The sequence below is a fragment of the Dermatobacter hominis genome (genome assembly GCF_020715685.1).
Classification (GTDB): Bacteria; Actinomycetota; Acidimicrobiia; order Acidimicrobiales; family Microtrichaceae; genus Dermatobacter; species Dermatobacter hominis.
The window spans coordinates 4,058,211-4,079,071 of sequence record NZ_CP085840.1; the positions used below are offsets into that span (position 1 = coordinate 4,058,211).

The following is a 20,861-nucleotide window of genomic DNA, read 5'->3' on the forward strand; positions in this document are numbered from 1 at the left end:
CGGGTGGAGGTGCACGACGCGTTCGGTGACATCGCGGCGCTGGTCGACCGCCGCGCCCCCGGGGTGGCCCGGTTCCTGGCCGCGCTCCGCTGGGGCGGTCTGCGGACCATCACCCCCGACCGGCGGACCTGGGGCGTCGAGGTGGCGCTCGGGCTCGGCCTGGGCCTCGGCGTCCGCGAGGGCATGCGGTCGGCGACGGCCGGCAGGGTCCGCATCCCGGCCGTGCCGGCGGCGGCGACGGGCTGGTTCGCCGTGCACGCCGCCCTGTGGCGCTGGGACACGGTCCGCTGGCGGCGCCACCGCGTCGCGCTGGTGGTCGACCTCCCGCTCGACGACGTCGTCGCCATCGTCGACCGGCTGGCCGACCAGGGCCTCCCCGTCGAGCGCTGGGAGCGGGGCGTGCGGGGCGGCGACCGGGTCCACGGCATCTGGTGCCGGGCCGGCGACGTCCGGTCCGTCAACCGGGCGATCGACGAGGCGGCGCTCGAGGGCGGCGGCGCGTCGCCGCGCGCCGCCGTCAGTCGTTGATGCCCGAGTCGATCGTCGTGGTGGTCCGCCCGGTGCCGGACCCACCCGTTCCCGAGCCTCCGGTGCCGGTGCCGGTGCCGGTGCCGGAGCCCCCGCCCGTGGTGGTCGTCCCGGACCCGCCCGAGCCGGACCCCGAGCCCTTCGTCGTGGTGGACGTGCCGCCCGTGCCCGAGCCGGAGCCGGTGCCCGAGCCCTTGGTCGTGGTCGTGGTGACCGCGCTGGAGGTGCCGCCGCCGGTCGCCGCGGTCGTCGTGGTGCCCTCGCGGGCGAGCGCCGAGTAGCGGGCCACCGCGTCCATGCACTGGCCGTCGACGCCCTTGGCGGCCAGGACCCGGCGCACCGAGGCCAGGACCTGGTCCGGCGGGATCCGGCCCGACGAGATGGCGTCGACCAGACGGGCGTGGACCTCGGGGACCACGTCGGCGCCCGACACCATGGCGATGTCGGCGCCGGCCAGGATCGCCTTCTCCGCGGCCTCGGCCTGCGTGTCGGTGGCGGCGATGGCGCCCATGCCGAGCGAGTCGGTGATCACGAGGCCCTGGAAGCCCTCGGTGCCGCGCAGCTCGCCGGTGATGGCGGCGGCCGAGAGGCTCGCCGGCTCGCCGTCCTGGGTCAGGCCGGGCACCTCGGCGTGGGTGACCATGATCGCGGGCACGCCGGCCTTGATCGCGCTCTGGAACGGGACGAGGTCCTCGGCCCGCAGCTCGTCGATGCCGGCGAGCGAGGTCAGCCGCTGGTGCGGATCGGATCCGCCGCCGCCGATCCCGGGCCAGTGCTTCACGACGGGCATCACCCCGGCGCCCTGCATGGCAGGCCACACCGCGTCGACGAAGCTCGACACGGTCTGGGGATCCGAGCCGTAGGAGCGGGTGCCGAGCCCGGAGCCCGACCCGACGTCGGCCACCGGTGCGAAGTTCACGTTGAAGCCGAGCTGGCGCATGCCGGCGGCGTGCTCCGCCGCCTGCTGGCCCGCCTCCTCGGGGGTGCCCTTGGCGACCGTGGCCGCCGACGGGACCTCGCCGAGCGCCAGGCGGAGGCGCTGCACGGTCCCGCCCTCCTCGTCGGCGCCGACGAGCGGCGGCAGGGGTGCGCCGTCGACCGCGGCGGCGATCTTGTCGCCGACGTCCTTCGTCTGGTTGCCCTTCAGGCCGAAGCCGCCGATCGTGCCGTCGGCGATCGCCGGCGCGGCCAGCTCGGGGGTGGTGACCATCGCCAGCACCAGCTGCGCGGCGCGGGCCTCGACCGGCAGCATCTGCGCGCAGTCCGGGGCCTCGGTCGTCGAGGTCGTGCTGGCGTCAGCGCCCTCGTCCGCGGCTCGCACGTCGACCTGCTGGCCCGACGTCCCCGCGCAGGCCGCGACGAGCAGCCCGCCGGTCGCGGCGAGCGCGATCGCCGCGGTGCGGGCCCGTCGGCGGCGATCGCGGTCGACGGTGCGGCGAGCCGGTGCGGGCCCGGTCGCGCGCGCCGACGGGAGCGGGTTGCGGGGCGCCGACATGGGCGGCCACCGTAGCGCCCGGGCCCCGAGCGGCTCCGACGCCCCCGGGGGCCCGCATCCCACCCGCCGGGCCCCGGCGGGCCGTCGACCGCCCGGAGGCGGGCGTCCGACAGACTGTGACCGATGTCGTCCGTCAGGAGCCGGCGCCGCTCCCGCGCCTCCGAGTGGTGGTGGGAGCTGACCTACCGCGTCGGCCCGAACCTCTGGGTCATCCCGCTGCTGATGGCCGCGCTCGTCGTCGGCCTCTTCGTGGTCACCCGCCGGCTCGACGCGGTCGTCGGCACACCGTCGGAGGACCGGCAGCTGTGGGTGCCGGAGTGGCTGGTCGCCCGCACCGCCGCCGACGCCGACGTCGTGCTCAGCGCCTTCCTCGGGGCGCTGTCGGCGGCGCTGGCGCTCGTGTTCTCCACGACGGTCCTCACGTTCTCGCTCGCCTCGTCGCAGCTCGGCCCACGGCTGATCCGGCGCTTCATGCAGGACCCGGTCACCCAGGTGACGCTGGGACTGTTCCTGTCGGCGGTGATCCTGTGCGGGCTCACCCTCGGCTCGGTCCGCACCGGCATCGGCCCCGACGGCGTGCCGGCGGTGTCGTACGCCGCCTCGGTGCTGCTCGGCATGTCCTGCTTCGTGGCGCTGGTCGTCTACATCCACCGGGTGGCGGTGACGATCCAGGCGCCGAACGTGGTGGCCTCGGTGGTGCGGGCGCTCGACCGGTCGCTCGACGAGCGCCAGGCCATGCTCGACGACGTCGCGCTCAGCGCCGACGCCGCCGGGGTCGACGCGCTGCGCCGGGAGGCCGAACGGTCCGGCGCGCTGGTCGCCGCCCACGACTCGGGGTTCGTGCAGGTCATCGACCACCTCCGCCTCCTCGACGTCACCGACGCCCACGACGCCGTCGTCGTGATGGAGCACCGGGTCGGCCAGTTCGTCGTCGAGGGCCAACCGCTGGCTCGGGTGCTGCCGGCCGAGGCCGCCGGGCGCATCGCCCACGACCTCGAGCGGTCGGTCGAGATCGGCGCCGCCCGCACCCGCCGCCAGGACGCGGAGTTCGCGATCTACCAGGTGGTCGAGATCGCGATCCGCGCGCTGTCGCCGGCCGTGAACGACACGTTCACCGGGATGATGTGCGTCGACTGGCTGGGCGCGGCGCTGACCCGCATGGGCCAGGAGCCGGTGGGCACCGGCGGGCTCGAGGGCGCCGGGGGCCGGGTCCGGCTGTACCTCCCGCCGCTGCGCTTCGAGCGCACCGTCCGGGCGGCATTCGACCTGATCCGACAGGCGGGTGCCGACAACCCCGCGATCACGATCCGGCTGCTCGACGTGGTGCGGACGACGTCGGTGGACGTGCGTCCCGAGCACCTGGCGGCGCTGCGGGCGACGGCCGACCTGGTGCTCGAGAGCGCGCTCGCGACCGGCCCGGTCGGCCAGGACGCGGCCGACATCCGCGAGCGCCACCGCCTCGCCGTCGAGGCCATCTCGGCGCGGGAGGTCGCGACGTGACGGCCCGGACCCGCCACGGCGGGCCGCGCCCCGGTCCCCCCACCGAGCCGGTGGCCTACCCGCCCACGGCACCCGCCTCGGCGACCGTCCCCGAGCTGCGGCGGCGCCACGGCGCGCTCGGCCCCGACGAGCGCACCGACGAGGAGGTCTCGCTCGTCGGCCGGGCGGTGCTGGTGCGCGACCACGGCGGGATCGCGTTCGTCGTCGTGCAGCAGGGCGGCGACCGGATCCAGGCGGTGGTCGAGACCCGGACCGGGTCGGTGCCGGAGCGCGGCGACGTCGTCGGCGTCAGCGGCGTGGTCGGCACCACCCGCACCGGCGAGCTGTCGGTGTTCGCCGACGAGCTCGTCGTGCTGGCGCCGACGCTGCTGCCGCCGCCCGACAAGCGCCACGGCCCGAGGGAGCCCGGACGCCGGGCGCGCGAGCGCGAGCTCGACCTCTTCTCGAACCCGGCCAGCCGCCGCACGTTCGAGCTGCGGTCCGCGGTGGTGCACGCGCTGCGCACCGAGCTCCACGACCTCGGCTTCACCGAGGTCGAGACACCGGTGTTCGCGACCTCGGCCGGCGGTGCCGTCGCCCGGCCCTTCACCACCCACCACCACGCGCTGGGCATCGACCTCTACCTGCGGATCGCGCCCGAGCTGCACCTCAAGCGGCTCGTCGTCGGCGGCTTCGACCGCGTGTTCGAGATCGGACGGGTCTTCCGCAACGAGGGCATCGACAGCACCCACAACCCCGAGTTCACGATCCTCGAGGCGTACCAGGCACCCGCGGACTACGTGGACATGATGGGGCTGGTCGAGCGCCTCGTCGTGGCGGCGGCGCGGGCGTCGGGCTCGACGGTGGTGGAGCTCGACGGGCGCCCGGTCGACCTCGGCGCCCCGTGGCGGCGGGTGCGGATGCTCGACGTGGTCGAGGAGGTGACGGGGCGCCGGATCGACCCGGCCGGCGACCTCGACGCCGCTCGCGAGGCGCTCGACTCGCTCGACGTCGCGTGGGAGGACGGGTGGGGCCCCGGCCGCTGCCTGGTCGCGGCGTTCGAGGATCGGGTCGAGCGGACGCTGCTCGAGCCGACGATCGTGTTCGACCACCCGGTCGAGACGTCGCCGCTGGCCCGGCGCCACCGCAGCGACCCGGGGGTGGCGGAGCGGTTCGAGGTCTTCGTGGGCGGGCGGGAGCTGGCCAACGCCTACAGCGAGCTCAACGACCCGGCCGACCAGCGGTCCCGCATGCAGGCCGCGGCCGCCGCGGTGTGCGGGCCCGACGAGCGCGGCACCGTGCCCGACGTCGACGAGGACTTCCTGCGTGCGCTGGAGCGGGGCATGCCGCCGACCGGCGGGCTCGGGATCGGGATCGACCGGCTCGTGATGCTGCTGGCCGGTGCGTCGTCGATCCGCGACGTCATCCTGTTCCCGACGCAGCGGCCCGAGCGTGGGCGCACCTCGGCAACCGCCGGTGCACCGGTGCTGCCGACGACGCCGCTGCCGACCACCGTCCGCCCGGGCGCACCGGTGTCGGTCGTCCGGCTGTCGGGCCTCGTCCGGGTGGTCGCCACGCTGACGACCGTCGTCGGCGTGCTCACCATGCTGAGCGCCCTCCCCGCGCTCGCGGTCCGCGTCGTCCCGATCGACGAGCTGGTGTCGCCGCTGCCGCAGGCCGTCGACGACCGGGTGCTCGCCGTCGGCCTCGGCCTGTGCATGGTGCTGCTCGCCGGCCAGCTGCTCCGTGGCAAGCGGCGGGCGTGGAAGCTGGCCGTCGGGCTCTTCGCGCTCTCGGCCCTGCTCAGCGTGGTCCGGGGCGGCGAGCTGGTCGCGCTCGTGACGTCGGCCAGCATGCTCGTGGTGCTCGGGCTGACCCGCCGGGACTTCACGGGCCTGCGCGACCCGCCGTCCATCACGCAGGTCGTGCTCGCCGCGCCGCGCTACCTGTTGTTCGTCTACACCTACGGCTTCCTGGCGCTGTGGAGCCAGCGCAACCGCCTCGAACCGCCGTTCGGCTGGGTGCGTTCGGCGGAGGCGATCACGCTCGGGCTGTTCGGCGCGTCGGGTCCGTACACCTACCAGGGGTCGTTCGCGACGTGGTTCCCGGCGTCGCTCGTGGTGCTCGGCGTGCTCGGGCTGCTCCTTCTGCTCTGGCTCCTGCTGCGGCCGGCGGTCGCCGCCGCGGGTGGGACCGTCGACGGGCGGGCCCGCGCCGAGGCGCTCGTCGACGAGTGGGGGTGGGACACCCTCGCGCCCTTCGCCCTGCGCGGCGACCGGAGCTGGTTCTTCTCGTCCGACGGCCGGGCGATGATCGCCTACGGCTACCTCGGCGGCTTCGCCCTCGGCTCGGGCGACCCGATCGGCGATCCCGCCTCGGTGCCGCTCGTGGTCGACGAGTTCATCGAGCACTGCCGCCACCACGGCTGGCAGCCGGCGTTCCTCGCGGCCCGGGAGATCGACGTGCCCTTCTACGCGGAGCGCGGCTTCCGCGACTTCTACCTGGGCGACGAGGCGGTGCTCGACTGCCGCCGGTTCGACCTCGACGGACCGGGCATGGGGCCGGTCCGCCAGTCGGTGCGCCGGGTCGAGGGCTCGCACCGGTTCGAGCTCGTGTCGGAGGCGGCGGCCGGACCGGAGCTGGCGGCGCAGCTGAACGAGATCAGCGTGCGGTGGCGGGCCGGGGAGGACGAGCGGGGCTACACGATGGCGATGAGCCAGGACGTGGGCGCGACCGATCCCGACCGGCTGCTGGCCGTGGCCTGGGCCCGCCCCGACGCGGGCGACGGGCCCGAGGTGCCGGTGGCGTTCCTCCGGCTGATCCCGGTCGGCCGGGCCGACGGCGACTACGGGCGGGGCTACACGCTCGACCTCATGCGCAGGGTGCCCGAGGCGGCGAACGGCATCGTCGAGTACCTGGTGGCGCGCACGGTCGAGGAGCTCGACGACCGCGGGGTGCGACGGCTGTCGCTCAACTTCGCGGCGTTCTCCCGACTGCTCGACGACGAGGTGCAGCACACCCGCGTCGACCGGTTCCTGCGGCGGGTCGTCGACGTGCTCAACCCCTACTACCAGATCCGGTCCCTGCGGGAGTTCAACGAGAAGTTCCAGCCCGAGTGGCAGCCGCGGTCGCTCGTCTACGCGGACCCTGGCGACCTCCCCAAGGTGGGACTCCGCTACGCGTTCCTCGAGGGCTTCGTCGACGTGCCGCTCGTCGGTCGACTGCTGTCCGGGCCCACCGAGGCGACGAGCCCCGCTCCGGCGAGGACCGCGAGGGGCTCCGAGGCCTGACAGAGTGGGCGGGTGGCGACGACGACACCTGGCCTGCTCGACCGTCTGAGGGACCCCGACGCGGATCCCGCGGCGGACCGCTCACGGCTCCGCTTCGCGGCGATGATGACCGGGATGGGCGTGGCGCACTTCGTGCTGCCCCGACCGTTCGAGCGGATCGTGCCCCGCTGGTTCCCGTGGCGGAAGCAGGCGGTGGCGTGGAGCGGCGTGGCGGAGGTGGCGTCGGGCGTGCTGCTCGCCGTGCCCCGCACCCGCCGCGCCGGCGGTTGGCTGTCGCTCGCCACGATCGCGGCGGTGTACCCGGCCAACGTGCAGATGGCGATCGACGCCAGTCGCGGGCAGCCGCAGGTGGCGGCCCCGACGTGGGTCGCGTGGCTGCGGCTCCCGCTGCAGGTGCCGATGCTCGCCAAGGCCTGGAGCTTCACCCGCTGAGCGCTCCCGGCTCCGACGACCGCCTCCCCGGTCTGGCGGGACTGGCCGATGCCACGGTGCTCGAGCACCGCCTGCTCAGCGCGCTCGGCGGCCTGCGCTCGATCGGCTCGGCCCAGGTCGTCGGACTGCTCCGCGTCGACGGCGGTCCGGCGCGCCCCTCGGAGGTGGCCGAGCGGATCCGCGACGCCGTGCGACCGGGCGACTCCCTCGCCGTCGTCGGGCCGTCGCGGTTCGTCGTGCTGTGCGAGCGGCTCGGCCACCCCGACGACCTGCTCGCCATCGCCCGCCGGGTCGAGCGCTCGCTGGCGGGCGCGGGATCGCCGCTCGACGAACCGCTGATCGAGCTCGCCTACGTCAGCCCGTCGGACCCCGACCCGACCGGACTCCTCCACGAGGGGGCGGGGCCGAACCTGCGGTGGCAGGTCTTCGACGACGACCTGCACTCCCGGGCCGCGGGCCGCGAACGCACCGAGGCCGCCCTGCGCGCCACCCGCGACGGCACCGACCTGGTGCTGCGCTACCAGCCCGAGGTCGAGCTGGCGACGGGGCGGCTCGCCGCGGTCGAGGCGCTCGTGCGGTGGGAGCGCGACGGCGAGCTGGTCGGGCCCGACGAGTTCATCCCGCTCGCCGAGGAGACGGGCCTGATCGTCCCGATCGGCGCGTGGGTGCTGCGGGCCGCGTGCACGCAGCTGGCCGACTGGCGGTCCGTCGGGTTGGCCCGGGACGTGGGGCTCGCCGTGAACGTGTCGCCCCGCCAGCTCCTCCACCACGGCTTCGTCGACGAGGTCGCGGCCGTGCTCGCCGACACGGGGATCGGCACGGGTTCGCTGACGATCGAGATCACCGAGGCCGTCCTGCTCGGCGACGTCGACGTGGCGGGGCGCCTCCTGCAGCAGCTGCGCGACCTCGGGGTGCGGATCGCGATCGACGACTTCGGCACCGGCTACTCGTCGCTCACCTACCTGCACCGGCTGCCCGTCGACGCGGTGAAGCTCGACCGCACCTTCACCGACGGGCTCGGCACCGACGAGCGCCTCACGGCGATCGTCACCGCGGTGATCGGGCTCATCCACGCGATCGGGCTGGAGTCGATCGTCGAGGGCGTGTCGACCCAGGAGCAGCACGATCGGCTGCGAGACCTGGGATGCGGGCTGGCGCAGGGCTCGTTCATCGGCTCACCGGCCGCCCCCGACGACCTCGTCGCCCGCCTCCGCTGAGCGGACGGATCGGCGCGAGAACCGGTCAGAAGGGGAGCGCGGGGTGGCCGAGGACCCGGTGCGGGTCGCAGGCGTCGCGCAGCGTGCGCACGAGCGCCCTGTCGCCCGGCGGCGTGACCGCCGTCCACCAGTCCGCGTTGTGCGGGCCGATCCCGTGCTCGGCGCTGTAGCTCCCGGCGTGGTCGTGCACGGCGGTCGAGAAGACGATGCGGCGCGCCTCCTCGCGCTCGTCGGGCGTGGGCGGCGCGTCGGGGAAGACGAGGTTGCAGTGCGTGCCGCCGTCGGCCCAGTGGCCGAAGTCGGCGACGACCGCCCGGGGCAGCGCCTCCGCGACCCGGGCGATGACGTCGGTGCGGAACGCGACGAGCTCGGAGCGGGGCACCGACACGTCGAAGCCGACCACGGTGCCCGTGCGGGCCAGCCCCTCCGAGATCGAGTGGCGGAGCCCCCACGCGTCGTCGAAGGGGACGAGCACCGCGTCGAGCACGGTGCCGCTCGCGGTGGCATCGGCGACCGCGGCCGCCAGGGCGTCGTCGACGTGGGACGGCCCCGCCGCCTCGACGAGCACGGTCACCTCGGGCACCCGCCCGTCGGCGGCGGGGTGCGCCTCGGACCACGGCGCCCGCCGGCCCAGCGTCGACACCGCCATCTCCACCGCCGTGGCCGACATCACCTCGTACGCCGACAGCAGCGTCCCGAGCGCGCCCTCGACGACGCGCAGTGCGGCGATCGCCCCGGCGGCGTCGACCGGCGCCAGCAGCGCGCACGCCTGCTCCCTCGGTCGGCGGGAGAGCTCGACGGCCACGCGCGTCACCACGCCGAGCGCGCCGGCCGAGCCGACGAACGCCGAGCTCAGGCGAGGCCCGGTGTTGTCCTTGCGGAGGCGGGTCAGGTCGTCGAGCACCGTCGGCCGGTCGGCCGCGGCGGGGTCGAGCGCGGTGGCCGGGTCCACGTCGGCGAGCACGACCTCGAGGCCCAGCACCCGGCGGCGCACGTCGCCGTCGTGCAGCATCCGCGCCCCGCCGGTGTTGGTGGCCACCATGCCGCCGAGGCTCGGGTCCGCGCCCAGGTCGATCGGCAGGGCGAGGTCGTGCGCCGCGACGAGCTCGTTGAGCGCGGAGAGCCGCACGCCGGCGGGCACGATCGCCACGCGGTCGTCGACGAACACCTCGACCGGCTCGACGAGGCGCTCCGTGCTGAGCACGACCAGCGGTCGGGCGCCCTCCGCCGGCGGCACGGAGGCGCCCACCAGGCCGGTGTTGGCGCCCTGCTGGAGCAGCCCGACGTCGTGGGCGACCGCCCAGCGGACCGTCGCGCGGACGTCGTCGGTGGACGCCGGCCGTACGACCGCGGCGGCGTGGCCGCCGGTGCCGCGAGCCGGCTGCTCGTAGCCGTCGAGCACGTCGGACCCGGGGCGCAGCACCGCGCCCGGTCCCAGGGCACCGGCCAGTTCGTCGAGCCACTCGTCCACCACGCGCCAACATAGGGGCCGCTTCCGGCACGTCGTGCCGGATCCCGGCCCGGAGCGGGCCGGGGCGAGACCAGGGGGCAGCATGCGGATCGCGGTGTGGGGGACGGGCAACGTCGGCCGCCCGGCCATCAGGGCGGTGGTGGCCGACCCGGCGCTGGAGCTGGCCGCCGTCATCGTGTCGGACCCGCGCAAGGAGGGCGTCGACGCGGCCGAGCTCAGCGACCTCGACGACCCGACCGGCGTCGTGGCGACGCGGGACTGGGCCGGCGTGCTCGCCGGCGGGTCGGGCCGGATCGACGCCGTGGTCTACGCCGCCACCGGCGACACGCGGCCCGACGCCGCCGTCGACGACATCGTCGCCTGCCTCGAGGCGGGCGCGGACGTGGCGTCGACGTCCGTGTACCCGCTCATCCACCCGGGCACGACGCCCGACGAGCTGCGCGACCGGATCGAGGCCGCGTGCGAGGCGGGCGGTTCCCGCTGCTGGGTGTCGGGCATCGACCCCGGCTTCCTCACCGACCTGATCGCGCCGGTCATCATCGGGACGTGCGTCTCGGTCGACCGCGTGACGGTGCGGGAGACGTTCAACTACGCCACCTACCACGCCCCGCACGCGGTGAAGGAGCTGGTCGGCTTCGGCGGGTCGATGGACGAGCTGCCGCCGATGCTGTGGCCCACGGTGCCGACGATGGTCTGGGGCGGTGTGCTGCGGCTCCTCGCCGAGGCGCTCGACGTCGAGGTCGACGACGTGGTCGAGGAGATCGAGCGCCGTCCGCTCGAGCACGACCTCGAGCTGCCGATCGGCCACTTCGCGGCGGGCACGCTGGGGGCCTTCCGGCTCCGGCTGCTCGGCATGGTGGGCGGCGAGCCCCGGATCGTCGTCGACCACGTGACCCGCATCGACGACGGCTGCGCACCGGACTGGCCCTACGCCCCGGAGCGGTCGATGGGCTGCCATCAGGTGCTGATCGAGGGCGACCCCGACGTCACGCTCAGCATCGAGGCGAGGGACACCGCGGATCCCGCCACGCTCGGCGACCACAACGTCGGCGGCATCGCGCTGTCGGCCGGCCGCCTGGTCCACGCGCTCCCGGTCCTGCGCCAGGCCCCCGTTGGCATCGTCACCGCGCTCGACCTGCCGCTCGTCCCGGTCCCCGGCCTCCTGCGCCCCTGACCGACCCGACCGACCCGACCGCCCTGACCGGCCCGACTGCGCCGACCGACCCGACGAGGAGCACCGAACCGACATGACCGACACCCTCCCGAACGACGCCGACCCGCTCGCCCCGTACGCCGGCCACGGCGGCGAGGTCGGGCGCGTGTTCGCCACGTCCGACCCGTGGTGGCCGCAGCCGGAGCGGGCGGCGGAGGGGGCGCCGAACATCGTCGTGGTCCTCTGCGACGACCTCGGCTACGCCGACCTCGGCTGCTACGGCTCCGAGATCCCGACGCCCAACGTCGACCGCATCGCCGCCGAGGGCCTCCGCTACACCGACTACCACTCGGCGCCCATGTGCTCGCCGACCCGGGCCTCGCTGATGACCGGGCTCGAGCCGCACCGGGCGGGCGTCGGCCACGTCGCCCACTCCGACCCGGGGTTCCCCGGCTACGCGATGGAGCTCACGCCGTTCGCACCGACCCTGCCCGAGCTGCTGCGCTCGGCGGGCTACCAGACGCTGATGGTCGGCAAGTGGCACCTCACGAAGGACAGCGAGGTCAACGACGCCGGCGACCGGTCGTCGTGGCCGCTGCAGAAGGGCTTCGACCGGTACTACGGCTTCCTCGACGCGTTCACCAACTTCCACCACCCGCACCGCCTGATCGAGGACAACCACGCGGTGCGCACCGACGAGTACCCCGAGGGCTACTTCGTCACCGACGACCTCACCGACCGCGCCATCTCGATGATCCGCGAGACCAAGGCGTCCGATCCCAGCAAGCCGTTCTTCCTCTACTTCTCCCAGGCCGCGGTCCACGCGCCGCTCCAGGCGAAGGCGGTCGACATCGAGCGCCACGCGGACGTCTACCGGGAGGGCTGGGACGCCGTGCGCCAGGCCCGCTACGACCGCCAGGTCAGCCTCGGCGTCGTCCCCGACGGCACCGAGCTCGCGCCCCGCAACCACGAGCCCGGCGACGAGGTCCCCGCGTGGGACGACCTCGACGAGGACCACCAGCGCCTCTTCGCCCGCTACATGGCGGTCTACGCCGGGCTGGTCGACAACCTCGACCAGAACATCGGCCGGCTGCGCGAGGCGCTCGAGGAGCTCGGCGAGTGGGACAACACGCTCTTCATCTTCACGAGCGACAACGGCGGGTCGCGGGAGGGCGAGGAGCAGGGCACGTCCGCCTACTTCCGCACCTTGCACTTCGGGCGGAAGGGCACCGAGGAGCCGTTCGAGGAGGACCTCGCCCGCATCGACGAGATGGGCGGGCCGACCACGCTCCCGCACTACCCGCGCGGCTGGGCCATGGTGTCGAACACCCCGTTCCGGCTCTACAAGATCAACGCCCACCGAGGCGGGCACTCGGTGCCGTTCGTGGTGTCGTGGCCGGCGGCGCTGGCCGGAGCGGGACGGACCGGCGGCGAGCTGCGCGACCAGTTCGTGCACGTCACCGACCTCCTGCCCAGCTTCCTCGAGCTGGCGGGGATCGAGCGGCCCGACGAGTGGCGGGGCAACCCGGTCCTCCCGCTGGCGGGAGAGCCGGTGTTCGGCGCGACGATCACCGACCCGTCGGCGCCCGGTCGGCGCCGCGACGTGGTGATCGAGAACGAGGGCCACCGCGGCTTCCGGCGCGACGGCTGGGAGGCGGTCACGCGGCACCCGGCCCGGACGCCGTTCTCCGAGGACCACTGGGAGCTGTTCGACATGGCGGCGGACCCGACCCAGCTCCGTGACCTCGGCGCCGAGCAGCCCGAGCGGCTGGCCGAGCTCGTCGCGGCGTGGGACGAGGCCGCGTGGGAGAACCAGATCTTCCCCATGGACGAGGGAACGGGCTACCGGTTCCTGCTCCGGCCGCCGTGGGTCGAGCGCTACGACGAGCCGGTGGTCATCCGGGCGGGCACGCCGACCCTCGACCGCTGGCGCTCGCAGCGGCTGATCCTCTGGCGCGACGTCACGATCACCGCGGACGTCACCCTGGAGGAGGGCGACGCCGGGATCGTGTTCGCCCACGGGGATCAGGGCGGCGGGTACTCGCTCTACGTCGACGACACCGGCGAGCTCGTGGCCGCGCACAACGGCTACGGCATCGAGCGCGAGGTGCGTGGGCCGGTCGTCGGGCCCGGACGTCACGAGCTCGAGCTGCGCATCACCTGCCCGGGCGACGACGTGTGGGACCTGGCGATCGCGGTCGACGGCACCGAGGTCGCGTCCGGCACCGGCTTCCGGCTGCTGATGGCGATGGCGCCGTTCGAGGGGATCGACGTCGGCCTCGACCGGCGGTCACCGGTGTGCTGGGCCGTGTACGAGCGGCACGGCTCGTTCCCGTTCCGGGGCACCATCCACTCGGTGGCGTACCAGCCGGGCGCCCCGGCGCCCGACAGCCCGACCAACTTCCTGGAGTTCCTCCGCGACTGGGGTCGCAGCATGGAGTGAGCCCGGGGTCGTCGTAGGGTCCACGGCGTGATCGACGTCGACGTCGTGGTGGTGGGTGCCGGGGCCATGGGCTCCGCGGCGGCGTGGCGGCTGGCGTCGGAGGGCCGCAGCGTCGCCCTCCTCGAGCGCTTCGGACGGGGGCACGACCGCGGCTCGTCCCACGGCAGCACCCGCATCTTCCGGATCGCCTACCGGGACGCCCGCTACGTGCACCTGGCGGTCCGGGCGCTGCCGCTGTGGCGCCGGCTCGAGGACGCGGCCGGCGAGGTGCTGCTCGAGCAGGACGGCCAGCTCGACCACGGCCACGCCGCCGCCATCGAGGAGATCGCCGGGCACCTCGAGGGGACGGGCCACCCCGCCCAGGTGCTGCGGCCCGACCAGGCGGCCGAGCGCTGGCCGGGCATGCGCTTCGACGAGGCGGTCGTCTACAGCCCGGAGGGCGGGCGCTGCTACGCCGACCGCACCGTCGCAGCGTGCCAGCGGCTGGCGGCGGCGGCCGGGGCCGAGGTGCGGTTCGACACGCGGGTCGAGCGCATCGAGGTGGGGACGGGCGCCGCGTCCGCCACTGTGCACACGGCCGACGGCGCCTGGCGCGCCCCTGTGGTGGTCGTGGCCGCGGGGGCCTGGGTGGCGCCGCTGCTCGACGGGGTCGACGACGTGCGCCTGCCGCCGGTGGTCGTCGAGTCGGACCAGCCCTCGCACTTCCGGCCCGTCGACCCGGACACCGCCTGGCCGTCGTTCCTGCACCACATGGCGGAGGAGAGCGCGGCCGACCACCCGCTGGCCTTCCACGCATACGGGCTGCTCAGCCCGGGCGAGGGCGTCAAGGTCGGGGGCTACGGGACGGTGGTGCCCGACGACGCCGAGCACCGCGGCGGCATCTCGGAGGAGCGCAGGGCGGAGCAGGTCCGCTACGTGGAGCGCTGGCTGCCGGGGCTCGACCCCACTCCGGTGTCGACGACGTCGTGCCTGTTCACCACCACGCCCGACGAGCACTTCGTGCTCGACCGGCGAGGGCCGGTCGTGGTGTGCTCGCCGTGCTCCGGGCACGGCTTCAAGTTCGTCCCGGCCATCGCCGACGAGGTCGTCTCGCTCGTCGCCGGCCATCCGCAGCGCGAGTCGGCCTGGCGACTGCGCTGACCCGGTCGGCGCCGCCTCAGCCGGTCGACTCGATCGCGGTGCTCGCCGTCGTGACGCGCCGGGCGACGACGGAGATCTGCGGGATGTCGCCGAGCGAGCGCCACGTGGCGCCGTCGGTCGTCCACTCCGCCCGCCAGATCACGGTCACGTCGCCGTACCAGCGGTCACGGCGCCCGTCCACGCCCGTGGCGGAGCGGTAAGCCATGGTGCACGCACCGGGACGCCGGGCCTGACGGCGCGCCGACGCCGGGTCGTCGGGGTCGTAGGGCCGGCCGGGGCCGGAGCAGGTCACCGTGCGGTGGTCCTCGGGATCGCCGCTGCGGACGGTGAACCCGACGGGGTGCGCCCGCACCCGGGCGGTGACGCCGCCGGCGGTCAGCGTGCGGTCGACCTCGGTGGCCCACACCTCGTCGGTGAACGAGGTGAACACCGGCTCGCCGACGACGACCCCGGCGCCCACCGGCGGGCTGGTGGCGCGGGGGAGGGCCGGCAGCGTGGTGATCATCCGGCGGGCGAGCACCTGCGGCGCCGCCGTGGCCTCGGCCGGCACGAGCCGGGCCGTCCCGTCGAACCGGCCGTCGGTGATCCGGATCTGCACGTCCGCGCCCTGCGCGGGCGCCGCCTCCGCGAGCGGGAGCAGCACGTCGAGCAGCGGCGAGTCGAACGTCGGGTCGAGGGAGACCAGCTGGAGGAGGTAGGCCAGCTCGGCGTCGGTCAGGGTGAGCCAGACGGTGCGGGGCGCGGCGCCGCCGCCCCGGGGCCGGATGGTGCCGCCGGTGAGGATCGACGTGATGATCCGGCCGTCGCGCGTGACGCGGGACGACGCGGCGCCGTCGCCGGCGGCGGCCGCCGACGAGGCCGTGGCCACCGACGCGGCCAGGAGGGCGCACGTCGCCACGGCGGCCGTGGCCGCGCGCCGACGCCGGCTCACGGACCGACCTCGGCGGCCGGGCACGGGTCGGGCGACCCCGCTGGGAGCACGTCGATCGAGGTCTGGTCGAGCGACGCCAGCACCCAGCCGCCCGCGGTGCGCTCGACGGTGCCCGTGCCCGCCGCGGCGGCGACGCCGTCGTCCACCACCGAGCCGGTCGCGACGTCGCGGACGACGCCCGGCGACCACCCGCACCACGTGAACGAGAGCCGGTCGGGGCCGACGGCCTGCGCTCCGACGGCGTGGTGCACGTACGACAGCCGGCCGCCCTCGACCGGGATCGCCTCGCCCCGGGTCAGCCGGCCGAGCACGTCGGTGCGGATGTCGTCGGCCAGCACGGCCCCGGGCGGGACCACGGCGACCCACTCCGCGAGCAGCGGATCTCCGGGACGGAGGAACGCGGAGGGGTCGCCGTGGAGCGCCGTGACCACCCGGTCGTAGCGGGCGAGCACGTCCTGCACCGTGGCGGCGGGATCGTCGTGCGGCGGGTCGCTGACGCCGGCCGGCACGGCGGCGCCCGCCGCCGTGGGCGAGGCGTCGTGGTCAGGGCCCGGCGGCTGCGTGGTCGTCGTCGACCCGGCGCCGGGGTCGACGGGCCGGACCGCCTCCCGGCTGCGATCGGTGCAGCCGGCCAGTGCCAGGGCAGCGAGGGCCAGGGCGGCGAGAGCCAGGGCGCCGACTGCCGCCCCGACCGCGAACGTGCCGGTCGGGGCGCGCCGTGCCGCCGATCGGTGCACACCCGTCGCCCTCCCGTCCCCGGCCACGGCGGCCAGTGTGGGCGATCAGATGGGACGATGCAACACGAAAGTGCAGGAAAGGTGTCGAACGCTGCGGACGGGCCGGGGTGACCGGCTCACGAGCGCGACCGGCTCACCAGCCCTTGAACTCGGGGGACCGCCGCTCGCGGAAGGCGGCGATGCCCTCCTGGAAGTCGGCCGACTGCATCAGCCACTCCTGGGCGGCCGCCTCCTCCTCGAAGGCGGTGTGGCGGCTCGACTCGAACGCCCGGTTGACCAGCCACTTCGTGAGGCCGAGGGCCTTCGTGGGGGCCTGGGCGAGGCGGGCGGTGAGCTCGGCGACCGTGGCGTCGAGCTCGCCCGTCGGCGCGACGCGGTTGGCGATGCCGAGCTCCCGGCAGCGCTCGGCGGGCACGTCGTCGGCCAGGAACATCAGCTCCTTGGTGATCTGCGGACCGACGATGCGCGGCAGCATCCACGCCCCGCCGGCGTCGGGGAGGATGCCCCGGCGGACGAACACCTCGACGAGCTTCGCCTCCTCGGCCATCACGACGAGGTCGCAGGCGAGCACCAGGTGGGCGCCACCGCCGGCCGCCGTGCCGTTGACCCGGGCCACGACCGGCTTCTCCGAGTCGAGGATCGAGGCGATCAGCCGCTGCCACCCCCGGCGGATCATCCGGGCGCCGTCGCCGAGCAGGCGATCGGGCGCACCCTCGGGCCTGGGCGGCGACGGCTTCTGGGGGCCGCCGAGGTTGGCGCCGGTGCAGAAGTGGCGCTCGCCGGCGCCGGTGAGGACGATCGCCCGCACGGCGTGGTCCGCCGAGGACCACTCGAACAGGTCGGTCAGGCCGTCGCGCATCGACGAGGTCAGCGAGTTGCCGCTGTCGGCCGCGTCGATCGTGATCGTGGCCACGCCGTCGGCGACGTCGTAGCCGAGCCCGTCGGCGATCGGCGCTCCCGGTGCATCGGTCATCGGAGGTCCCTCCTGGTCGGTGGCGAGCGCCAGACAGTGCCGCCGGTGGGCATCGGCGCGCAACCCACCGGTCCGCGCCGCCCCGACGGGCGCGAGGCGGGTCGGTACGATCCACCGCCGTGCCGAGCCGCCTCGCCCCCTCCCGCCGAGCGGTGCTCTGGCTGCTGGTCGGGCTCGGCCTGCTCGCCTCGGCGGGCCCGCTCTCGGGGACCGCGGGTGCCCACGCCACGCTGGTGTCGTCGACGCCGGGCAACGACGAGGTCGTAGCCGAGGCCCCGCAGCAGGTGGTGCTGACGTTCGACGACGGCGTGTCCGTCGACGACGGGGGCGTCACGGTCCTCGACCCCCGCGGGAACGACGTCGCCGACGGGTCGCCGACGACGTCCGACGACGGGTTGGAGGTGCGCCAGCGCATCACGGCCGAGGCCAAGGGCACCTACACCGTCTCGTACCGGGCGCTGTCCGACGACGGCCACGTGATCGACGGGTCCTACGTGTTCCACGTCGGCAACCGGACGGGCAGCGCGACCGCGTCCACGGGCTCCCAGCTCGACCCGCTGCGCGTCCTCAACGCGTTCGGCCGCTGGGTGGCGCTGTCGGGCGCGCTGCTGGTGGGCGGCGTGCTGGCGATGGCGTGCTTCGTCGACCGGCACCGCCCGGACGACACCGACGACGCAGACATCGACGGCGGCACCGGCGACGGCGCCACCGACGACGGCGCCACCGACGACGCCGACAGCGCCTGGACGGGCGGCCTGAGCTCGGCCCGCTTCCTGCTGCTGCCGGGCGCGGCGTCCGTGCTGTTCGGCGTCGGCCTCAGCCTGCTGGCCTCGGCCGCGGACCTGGCCGGCGGCTCGCTGGCCGACGGCCCGGGCAACGTGGGCCGCTTCGTGACCGCGAGCTGGTCCGGCTCGGTCGCCGGGCTGCGCGTGCTCGTCGCGCTGGTGCTCGTGCTGGCGGTCGCCGGCTCGACGCTGCTCCGGAAGGTCCCGTGGCTGGCGGTGGTGTGCGTGCTCGCCGCCCTCGTGCTGCCGAGCGCCGGTGGCCACGCCTGGACGGCGTCGCCGGCGTGGCTGGCCGTCACCTCCGACGCGCTGCACGTGCTGGCCGCCGCCGCGTGGGTCGGCGGGCTCGGGGTGCTCGTCCTCACGTGGGACGGCTCGCGCGGCCGTGCCGCGGCCTTCAGCCGGATGGCGGTGGTCGCGGCCCCGCTCACGATCGCGACCGGCCTGCTCAACACCTGGCTCCAGGAGCGATCGCTGTCGGGGCTCACCGACACGACCCACGGCCGGTTGGTGCTCGCCAAGCTCGTGGGCGCCCTCGCCATGGTGGCGCTCGGGTGGGTCCACCGCCGCCAGCTCGCCGACGCGGCGCGCTGGACGGCCCGCACGGTCGCGTCGTACCGGGTCGAGGCGGTCATCGGCCTCGCGGTCGTCGCGGTGACCGCGGTGCTGGTCGGCACGCCGCCTGGCCGCGAGGCCCGGCCCGACGCCGAGCCGGTCCAGGTCGTCCGCCAGGCCGGCGACACGACCGTGCGGATGCAGGTCAGCCCCGCTGTCGCGGGACCCAACGACGTGCACCTCTACTACCTGGCCCGGGACGGCTCGCTCGCCCCGGTCGACGCCGCGGAGCTCGAGATCTCGACGACGGGCGTGTCGCCGCGATCGGTGCCGATCACCCCGATCACCGCCAGCCACGGGATCGCAAACGGCGTGCAGCTCACGCCGGGGACGTGGTCGTTCCGACTCACGATCGTCACGGGCGGCGTCCCCGCGCAGACGACGTTCGAGGTGCCGATCTCGTGATCGTGCGGGCATGATCGACGACATGCAGAGCCGCACCGCCTCCCCGTCCCGACCTGCCCGCCGCCGCGCCGGCGCCGCCGCGCTGGTCGCGCTGCTCGCTGCGCTCGTCGCGCTGGTGCCCGGGCTGGTCGCCGCGCCGACGGCCGGTGCCCACGGCGACGAGGGCGTGCTCAGCGTCGTGTCGGCGACGCCGTCGGGGACGTCGAGCACGGTCACCGTGCAGCTGGTCTACGAGGGCGACGGCCACCCGGTCGACGGCGCGACGGTGACCGTCGTCGCCGACGACGGCGCCGGCGCCACGATCGACCCGGTGCCGATGGGACCGGGGTCGGCCCCGGGCCAGTACACGGCCACGGTCGTGTACCCCTCGGCGGGGACCTGGAACCTGCGCGTCACCGCCGTGTCGCCGGCGGCGACCCTCACGCTCACCCAGGACGTCACCGCGGACCCGGGGGTGGCGGCGCCGTCGAGCACCGCGGACCCGGCCACCGACGACGACGTCACCGGATCGCCCACCACCGCCCAGATCGGCGAGGCCGCGAACGACGAGGCGCCGGAGACCGAGCCGGCGGCCGCGGAGGACGAGGACGAGGGCTCGAGCCCCCTGCCGTGGATCCTCGGCGGGCTCGCCGTCGTGGTGTGCGTGGGCCTCGGCGTGGTGTTCGTGCTCCGGGGCCGGGACCAGGGCCCGATCGACTGACGAGTCCCGTCGTGCGCCCGGCTCAGGCGTCGAGCGCGGCGACGATGGCGCCGGCGGCGCGTGCGGCGGCGCCGGCGTCGGTCGACAGGAAGAACGACGGCTCGGTCAGCTCGAGCTCGAGCAGGACCGGCGTCCCGTCCTCGTCGGGCAGCAGGTCGACCCGCGCGTAGAGCTCCTGCACGCCGGTGCGGGCCCGTGCCGCGGCGAGAACCCGCTCGGCGACGTCGCGCTGCGCCTCGGTCGCGGTGCGGGGCGAGATCGCCTCGAGCGCGTACAGCTCGGTGACCGGGCCGCCGCCGACCTCGAGCAGCGGGCCCTTCCGGAACGCGTGGCTGAACCTCCCGCCGAGGAAGACCAGGCCGGTCTCGCCCTCGGTGTCGACCGCGGCCAGGTAGGGCTGCACCATGACCGGCCGGTCCGCGCCCAGCAGCTCGGCGGCCTGCGCAGCGGCCGTGGCGAGCCCGCCGGGATCCTCGTCGAGCGCTGCGTAGCGGACCGTGTCCTTCGACCCCGCCGACACGGTCGGCTTCACCACGAACCCCGAGGTCCGGCCGACCACCTCCGTCAGGCGGTCGGCCAGCGCCGCCGGCTCGGTGACGGACCCGCCGGGCAGCAGGAACTCGGTCGGGGCGACCGGCACGCCGTCGGCCGCCAGCTCGGCGAGGTAGCGCTTGTCGGTGTTCCACCGCACGAGCGCGGCGGGGTTGCGCAGCTCGGTGGCGGCGGCGACTCGGTCCGCCCAGGCCACGAACTCGTCCCGGCGGAGCGCGTAGTCCCACGTCGAGCGGATGACGACCATGTCGTAGGCGGCCCAGTCGACCGCCGGGTCGTCCCAGATCTCCTCGACGGCGTCGATGCCGGCCGCCGCCAGCGCCTCGGCGAGCAGCGGTGCGTCCTCGTCCGCTCGCCAGGCGTCGCGACAGGTGGCGACCGCGATGCGGCGGGCATGGGTGGTCACGGTCGGCGGACGCTAGCGGGCGCGGCGCGGCCCGGACGGTTCGCGGACCGACCCCGGGCGGTCGGGCGATGTGACGTGCGCCCCTGCAATGCCACCCGGGGGGCGGTCG

General features: G+C 75.4%; 16 protein-coding genes. 10 read left to right on the forward strand and 6 right to left on the reverse strand.

Going from position 1 to position 20,861, the window contains the following annotated elements:
* Positions 1-3 precede the first annotated feature (3 nt).
* Entirely contained in the window at positions 4-528 is a 525-nt protein-coding gene (locus tag LH044_RS18995) for a hypothetical protein (protein WP_227757209.1), read from the forward strand.
* On the opposite strand, the gene LH044_RS19000 is transcribed toward LH044_RS18995, so the two are convergent.
* Positions 518-2,023 (reverse strand): glycoside hydrolase family 3 N-terminal domain-containing protein, encoded by a 1,506-nt coding sequence (locus tag LH044_RS19000; protein WP_227757210.1) that lies wholly within the window; start codon positions 2,021-2,023, stop codon positions 518-520. The genes LH044_RS18995 and LH044_RS19000 overlap by 11 nt on opposite strands.
* A gap of 123 nt (positions 2,024-2,146) precedes the next feature.
* Here LH044_RS19000 and LH044_RS19005 point away from each other — a divergent pair, with 123 nt between their 5' ends.
* Genes LH044_RS19005 through LH044_RS19020 form a run of 4 tightly spaced genes read left to right on the forward strand, consistent with a single transcriptional unit; the run spans position 2,147 to position 8,441 of the window.
* On the forward strand, positions 2,147-3,523 hold the full coding sequence (locus tag LH044_RS19005; RefSeq protein WP_227757211.1) for a DUF2254 domain-containing protein: 1,377 nt from the start codon (positions 2,147-2,149) through the stop codon (positions 3,521-3,523).
* Positions 3,520-6,792: a lysine--tRNA ligase gene (gene lysS, locus LH044_RS19010; protein ID WP_227757212.1), complete on the forward strand. Its 3,273-nt coding sequence runs from the start codon at positions 3,520-3,522 to the stop codon at positions 6,790-6,792. The genes LH044_RS19005 and lysS overlap by 4 nt, the downstream gene beginning before the upstream one ends.
* A gap of 12 nt (positions 6,793-6,804) precedes the next feature.
* Positions 6,805-7,224 (forward strand): DoxX family protein, encoded by a 420-nt coding sequence (locus tag LH044_RS19015; protein ID WP_227757213.1) that lies wholly within the window; start codon positions 6,805-6,807, stop codon positions 7,222-7,224.
* 56 nt (positions 7,225-7,280) lie between these two features.
* Entirely contained in the window at positions 7,281-8,441 is a 1,161-nt protein-coding gene (locus LH044_RS19020; protein ID WP_227757214.1) for a putative bifunctional diguanylate cyclase/phosphodiesterase, read from the forward strand.
* Between the two features lie 25 nt (positions 8,442-8,466).
* Here the strand turns inward: LH044_RS19020 and LH044_RS19025 are convergent, their stop codons facing one another.
* Entirely contained in the window at positions 8,467-9,912 is a 1,446-nt protein-coding gene (locus tag LH044_RS19025) for an FAD-binding oxidoreductase (protein WP_227757215.1), read from the reverse strand.
* 82 nt (positions 9,913-9,994) lie between these two features.
* Between LH044_RS19025 and LH044_RS19030 the strand changes: the two genes are divergently transcribed.
* The 3 genes from LH044_RS19030 to LH044_RS19040 all read left to right on the forward strand — a co-directional run bounded on the left by LH044_RS19030 (position 9,995) and on the right by LH044_RS19040 (position 14,648).
* The gene (locus LH044_RS19030) at positions 9,995-11,086 is read left to right on the forward strand and encodes an NAD(P)H-dependent amine dehydrogenase family protein (RefSeq protein ID WP_227757216.1); all 1,092 of its coding nucleotides are present in this window, start codon (positions 9,995-9,997) and stop codon (positions 11,084-11,086) included.
* A gap of 73 nt (positions 11,087-11,159) precedes the next feature.
* Positions 11,160-13,508 carry an arylsulfatase gene (locus tag LH044_RS19035; RefSeq protein ID WP_227757217.1) on the forward strand — a complete coding sequence of 783 codons (2,349 nt, stop codon included), beginning with the start codon at positions 11,160-11,162 and terminating at the stop codon, positions 13,506-13,508.
* Between the two features lie 27 nt (positions 13,509-13,535).
* Positions 13,536-14,648 carry an FAD-dependent oxidoreductase gene (locus LH044_RS19040; RefSeq protein WP_227757218.1) on the forward strand — a complete coding sequence of 371 codons (1,113 nt, stop codon included), beginning with the start codon at positions 13,536-13,538 and terminating at the stop codon, positions 14,646-14,648.
* 16 nt (positions 14,649-14,664) lie between these two features.
* Here the strand turns inward: LH044_RS19040 and LH044_RS19045 are convergent, their stop codons facing one another.
* From LH044_RS19045 to LH044_RS19055, 3 genes are all read right to left on the reverse strand, one after another.
* The gene (locus LH044_RS19045; protein ID WP_227757219.1) at positions 14,665-15,579 is read right to left on the reverse strand and encodes a hypothetical protein; all 915 of its coding nucleotides are present in this window, start codon (positions 15,577-15,579) and stop codon (positions 14,665-14,667) included.
* Positions 15,576-16,343: a hypothetical protein gene (locus tag LH044_RS19050; RefSeq protein ID WP_227757220.1), complete on the reverse strand. Its 768-nt coding sequence runs from the start codon at positions 16,341-16,343 to the stop codon at positions 15,576-15,578. The genes LH044_RS19045 and LH044_RS19050 overlap by 4 nt, the downstream gene beginning before the upstream one ends.
* Positions 16,344-16,449: 106 nt before the next feature.
* Positions 16,450-17,289: an enoyl-CoA hydratase/isomerase family protein gene (locus tag LH044_RS19055; protein ID WP_227757221.1), complete on the reverse strand. Its 840-nt coding sequence runs from the start codon at positions 17,287-17,289 to the stop codon at positions 16,450-16,452.
* Positions 17,290-17,408: 119 nt separating this feature from the next.
* On the opposite strand from LH044_RS19055, the gene LH044_RS19060 reads away from it, so the two are divergent.
* Both LH044_RS19060 and LH044_RS19065 read left to right on the forward strand, forming a co-directional pair.
* Positions 17,409-19,094: a copper resistance CopC/CopD family protein gene (locus LH044_RS19060; protein WP_227757222.1), complete on the forward strand. Its 1,686-nt coding sequence runs from the start codon at positions 17,409-17,411 to the stop codon at positions 19,092-19,094.
* 10 nt (positions 19,095-19,104) lie between these two features.
* Positions 19,105-19,794, forward strand: coding sequence for a FixH family protein (locus LH044_RS19065; protein WP_227757223.1), 690 nt, complete (start codon positions 19,105-19,107; stop codon positions 19,792-19,794).
* Between the two features lie 22 nt (positions 19,795-19,816).
* On the opposite strand, the gene LH044_RS19070 is transcribed toward LH044_RS19065, so the two are convergent.
* The gene (locus tag LH044_RS19070; RefSeq protein WP_227757224.1) at positions 19,817-20,752 is read right to left on the reverse strand and encodes an ATP-grasp domain-containing protein; all 936 of its coding nucleotides are present in this window, start codon (positions 20,750-20,752) and stop codon (positions 19,817-19,819) included.
* Positions 20,753-20,861: the final 109 nt, after the last annotated feature.